This is a genomic window from Pseudomonas sp. P5_A12 (assembly GCF_056400685.1).
In genome coordinates this window covers 1-5,802 of sequence record NZ_JBFUKU010000319.1, presented here as the reverse complement: position 1 = coordinate 5,802, position 5,802 = coordinate 1, and the positions used below count along the sequence as shown (strand labels likewise).

The following is a 5,802-nucleotide window of genomic DNA, read 5'->3' as shown; positions in this document are numbered from 1 at the left end:
GTGTTCGGTGATAAGCCTTTCCTCTCGCGCCTTTGTTGGCCGAAGCCAAAAGCCATCTAAAACCTTCACATAAGCGTCATACCAATTAATCTCTGGATTTTTTTCAACTTCTTTATTGGCAACCAGTTGCGCCAGCAATACCGAATTGATCACATCATCATGAGCTACCCAACATTCGGATTCAGGAACAATCACGACAGCTGCCCCAACCACCGACACTAAATAATCGTTACCCATATCATTTTCTCACCCATAGCAAAGGGCAGTCGATAATCGACTGCCCAGCAAGATTCAATTAGATGTCATAGTCAGCAATTTTGCCGGAGTGCGCGACAAGTTTGTTGGCAATAACTTCACGAGTCGACTTGGCGAGCAGATCATTTTTTTCAAAAGTTGTTTCACCGCGATACAACTTCACACTACGAGTATCCACATCCACAAACAGCACTTTTGTCGACGTATTACTGCGTAAAAACCGTACCGCACCGAGAGCCAAAATGGCTACTCCATTATGTTCCGTGCACGCGCCGGCCGCTATTCCGCCTACGCCGTGCGCCAACAGGTTTCGCTCATAAACTGTCAGTGCTGTATCGCGCTTTTGCAGGGCTGCAATCGCGTCCCCCGCCACTTTCAGCATCAACGCAGTGGTAGGACCAGGCAGCGCAACGCCCGCGACCACTGAGCCAAGAATCTCCAACACCAGTTTGTCCATGCGGACACTGGTTCCGCTGATGAGCAAGTCGTTGTAGTACTTGCTGGTAGGCGTCCAGCCCGCTTTGGTCATGACTTCCCGAAACAACTCATACCACTCTTTACCCTGGTACTCCTGTGGAAATGCTTTGTTCGCAACAAGGCTTGCATAGAGAAAAGCATTCTGCGCATCCGACCGGTTCTCAGCACTGAGGCCACTACTGAAAGACAACACACCTTCGCCCACAATAGAGGCTTTCGACGGCGCTTCAATGGTGTCACCCAGCGTAAACATACTACGAGGGCGAATAGTCAGAGCATCATCCATCTCATATTTCTGCAAATCGTTAATGCAGGCGGCAATATATTGTTGACTCATTACTTGGCTATTCATAACAAACTCCTTATTAATATCTTAACAAGCTCTTCTTGAACCTGCGGGAACAACAATAACCAAACCAACTAATACCGACAAATAAAAACATGTAACACCATACCCCATATCCCACACCCCATAACAACCACCACCATATACTTAATTAAAAACACGCCAATAAAGACCTACTACAACCCAGTCTTTGAAACCCCATTCCCACACGCAACTGATCGACTGATAGACTTCGCCTCACCCCACTTTTGATGCGAGCCGAAATCATGCTCCAAGTGCTGTTCAGCGTTTACCTGAAGATGCTGGTGCTCTACAGCCCATTCTTCGTGTTGTCCTGCTTCATCAGCCTGACCCGCGGCTACTCGCGCAAGGAACAACGACGCCTGGCCTGGAAAGTGGCGGTCGCCACGCTGGTGTCCAGCGTTTTGCTGTACCTGTTCGGCCGGGTGATTTTCAGTGTTTTCGGCATCACCGTAGACGCGTTCCGCATCGGTGCCGGCAGCGTGCTGTTCATCTCGGCGCTGGGCATGGCCCAAGGCAAGTCGGCGGTGCAAACCGACAATGTGCAGCAGGACGTGACCATCGTCCCGCTGACCATTCCCCTGACAGTCGGCCCCGGCACCATCGGCGCATTGCTGGTGATGGGTATCGGACAGCCGCATTGGGACGACAAGCTCACGGCGATTCTCAGTATTGCTCTGGCGAGTTTCACCGTAGGCGTCGTGCTTTATCTGGCCAACCACATCGAACGTATTCTCGGCGACCAGGGCTTGCAGATTGTCAGCCGGTTGATGGGGTTGTTTGTTTGCGCGCTGGCGGCGCAGATCATTTTTACCGGGGTGAAAGGCTACCTGGTTCCCTGACGGCCAAATGGACAAGGCCGCCGGTTCGAAAACCTGCGGCCTTGCACACACCGGGATCAGCTCTTTGAGCAGGCTTACACGTCGTTCAACCTCTCGACGAGCGACATCAGCGCGAGCCCCTGCGCATCGACGCCCTCCATGGCTAGCACCAACTCATCGAGGGTGACCTCAATCGTGCCACCGAGGACTTGAAGACTCAGAGCAAGCGAACTGTGCATGGATTGAGCGTCACGAAGGACCAGGCTGCGTCCGCTGTCGGGATCGGCTAACAGCAAATGCCCTTCGATCAGGTTGACCTGCCACACATCCTGGGCCCCAGTCTCCAACGTCAATAGGCCGGACACCCACTCGCCCGCATCTTGCAGGCGCCCGCACTCGACAATGATGCAGTCGAGACGCTCCCAGACCTGCGCAGTCAGTCGACATGTCAACACACCCTGCTCGCTCGCCAGAACCAGCGTGGTGATTTCATCGGGAATCAGCGGCAACAGGTCGTCGATTCGGTGGTCGGTTTCAAGGGTCAGCACTGCAGCATCCCGCTGTACAACGCTTGGCATCAACCAGACATCACGCTTGTCACTGTGTAGCAAACGACCGATCGGATCGTAGAGCAGAAAGGTCCGTCGGTCCCGAGTCCCGAGGTATGAAGACCACCGCCCGTCGAACCGCCCACCAGTCGTAAAAAGTCGGCCAGCCGAGGTGTCATACCAGGTGAAATGTTCCCCCTCACGACCAACCCTCAAGGCAAGTGCATACCGCTGATTGTCGATCAAGCGTCGCAACTTCGATTCCTGCTCCTGCCGGGTAACCTGCGGTGGGAAAAACCGCTTGTCCACGCCAGTGATCGTGGCCGGCTCACCGTCGAGCAACTCAAGGCAGATGCCGTCATGGGTCCAACCTTGCAACCCCGCGCCGCTAACCGCGATATCAACAAAGCACCACTGCGGCCAAATCGCCTGCAACGCGGGAATCACATCGTTGTGCAGCAAACGCTTGTCATCGCCGATTGCTGTCTGCAACTGTTCTATCGGAAGACAGGCCTGACGATAAAGCCGTCCCGTCCCTCGCGCAAAAAACCAGGCAGCGTGTTTGTCAGGCGTCGAACCCAACCGTTGCAAATCCTGGCCGTGAGCGGGATCAACAAGCAGTAGCTGCCTATCCTGATACCAAGCGGACATAGCGAGGCCGTCAGCGTTGGAAAGGCCGACAATTGAAAAGCTATCAACCGAGTACTGCCCGGCGATGTCCGGCAACTCCGTCAGCCAAGATGGGTGAGCGCCGAGCCACTGCTCGTTCAAACCTTGCAGTCGGATGACACCATCGTTGCCGACATCGAACAGCAAGCCTTCGCGGGTGAGGGCAAGGTAGCCTCCCGCCACGGCGACCATACTTTTCAACTCACTCAGCGCCGCGACCAACACCGGGTTGTCGCCAGTACCGCGCGTCCAGCGCCACAGAATGTGCTGGGCATCATCGTAGAACAGTACGCTGTCGCCATCGGTGTCTGAAGGCATCAACAACACCCAACCATTCGTCTGGACTTCACGGTTCCAGAGAAGCCAGTTATCGCTGATGCGCACCCAGGCGGTATGCCGTTGTTGTTTGAAGCGAACCTGCATCGCGACAAACGTCGCCGGGGTCCAGTGTTCAATCGAGTCGGCCATACCAGTAGAGGCATCCTCAAACGAATCCTGTAAGTCGAATGTCGTGAGGAACTGCGCCCACCCGCCCCAGACAAAGTTCTCACCGGCAACCCCAGCTACATCGTCCACGGTCGTTTCAATGGAGCAGAGATGTGCACCTTCGGCCGACAGCAGATAGTCCATGYGATAAAGAATGCCATCACGGTCCATGACCTGCTGGACGACACGAATCGCTGCCCCCGCATTCTGACAGGCGATGATGGTTGAACCCTGAACAGGGTTCAGCAACCGATACCGTTGGGTCACCTGCCCGGTAACGGCGTCAACACGCCAGATTGTTTGATGTTCGCGGTGGTAGAAGTACAGATCATCCCCTGACACGACGCCAAGCTGAATGTCAGCGCAGACAGCGGCCGGCAGGTTGCGGGCATATAAGACCCGGTCCTTGGCCGCTTCGTAAAAACCATTGGTGCGAATCGGTGCCGCCGGGTCAGCGAAAGGCACACTGAAGTTGTGCAGAGGCACATAAGGACTGGCCAGGCGATGTTCGTGAGYCAGTTTTGCCAGATGTTCCTGCAACAGCCGAGAATCGAAAGCGTCTTCGATTTCCTGTTCCTCAAGCACAAGTTGTTTGTGCACCCAGTCGACGGCGAACATTTGCCCGCCCGCAAGCTGTATATGCAGTTCAGTCCCTGCTGCAACCTGTACATCGATACCATCAACCCGCAGGCCCGAAGGGTCGACTATCACAGCCTCTTCGCCCACCCACGGCGCACGAAGCACCCAATGCATCGGCGAATCGGCGGATGTGGTCATCAACCGGACAGCGGCGACACCGGGGTTCAGCGACAACGAGCACTGCCCTTCCACACCTTCAATGTCATAGGTAATCAGTCCTCTCCACTCAAGCGGAATTTGCGCAACGTAAAGGGACTGAATGTCTTTATCGAGCAGGACCGTGACAGTGGTGGGTTTGTAGACCGGTCTGAGTGTGTAGACGACGTACTCAAAAGGGGTCCAGGGCGTGAAGTAAAACTGTCGGTTGCCCTGGGCATCAAACTCCAGCTCACGGGCGACATCGAAACCCTTGTCGTGACGATTAACCRCACCCGGCATGAGCTGGTACTCATAGCCGAAGTAGCACAGGGGCGTACAAGGCAAAATCGCGCCGCTGACCGTTCGATCTCCGGAGTAGTCATCAGCGGGCTCATCGCCCGGGCCTCCGGCGATCAAGGCCTGACCGGGCAAACCCCAGCCTTCTCGGATGTTAATTGCCTTTGAGATATCGCCATAGTAATCGGGCAATCCCGGCCCGTTGCGATGCTCGGGAAACAATGCCTGACTGCCGAATTCGATCATCCGGTTGCGCAAATCCAGGGTCGTTATCACCACGTCCGACATCGGATGAACAATGCCATCGATCAGGGAATGACCACCGAGGCCATAACCCCTTTTCAGCCCATCAAAATACAGCCCCACTTGCTGGGCCTTTTCCAGGATCGCGCTGTAGTTGCTTACGAGGGCGCTCACGCCATAACCCACGCCGGCCACCACAATGGCAAGTGGCCCGGCGAATGCACCAACAGTGCCGCCCACGGCCAATGCCACGCCACTTAAGACCAGCCCGGCCAGGTCGAAGGTCAACYGGGTTCCGGCGCGCGCCCTTTGCGCAGAGTTGTCTGCATTAGCCAGCTCATAAATGTCAAAACCGACGTTGGCCAACGCCAGCACCGTGCCCGCACCCTCGCCCGCCACACGCCCGAACGTGCGGCCCACCACACTGGATGTGGTTTCAGMGATGACCCGTTCATTCATCAAAGCCTGCCTGACCAACTTGATGACACCAGCGATATCGGCCAGGTTGCCATGAATGAGCTGGGCATAAATCACGTAGCCATGCAGGCGCACCGCGGTTGCCAAAGGCGCTGCGCTGATGCGCTGCGCAGTGTCCTCATGGTCGTGCAGCTCATTGAGCAGCGCCTGGATCGCAAACCCGGCATTCAATGTATTGACCGCCGGTGGCTCGCCCGGAGCATGTTCACTGCCACTGCCTGCCAGCGTATTAAATCGCTCGTGCAACCACGTCTTGATCTTGAACAGGCGCGAGTCTTTAACGGTGACGCGAACGACATTTTGCGGATCCTTGATATCGATCAGGGACACGCTCCATTCACCGGAAGGTTCAGCGTTGACGGTTTCGAGCAGCGGCACGTAATCC

At 55.6% G+C, this 5,802-nt stretch carries 3 protein-coding genes and 1 pseudogene; 1 reads left to right on the top strand and 3 read right to left on the bottom strand.

Annotation, left to right across the window (positions count from 1 at the left end):
* Positions 1 to 237 (bottom strand): annotated as a pseudogene (locus AC1DSG_RS26590) (hypothetical protein); the annotation flags it as partial.
* A 58-nt stretch (positions 238 to 295) separates the two neighbouring features.
* Positions 296 to 1,084 carry a hypothetical protein gene (locus tag AC1DSG_RS26585; protein WP_477793547.1) on the bottom strand — a complete coding sequence of 263 codons (789 nt, stop codon included), beginning with the start codon at positions 1,082 to 1,084 and terminating at the stop codon, positions 296 to 298.
* A gap of 260 nt (positions 1,085 to 1,344) precedes the next feature.
* On the opposite strand from AC1DSG_RS26585, the gene AC1DSG_RS26580 reads away from it, so the two are divergent.
* Entirely contained in the window at positions 1,345 to 1,941 is a 597-nt protein-coding gene (locus tag AC1DSG_RS26580; protein WP_007945221.1) for a MarC family protein, read from the top strand.
* A gap of 74 nt (positions 1,942 to 2,015) precedes the next feature.
* Here AC1DSG_RS26580 and AC1DSG_RS26575 read toward each other — a convergent pair.
* Positions 2,016 to 5,802, bottom strand: a 3,787-nt coding sequence (locus AC1DSG_RS26575; protein WP_477793546.1) for a TcdA/TcdB pore-forming domain-containing protein, incomplete at its 5' end; no start/stop codon positions are given.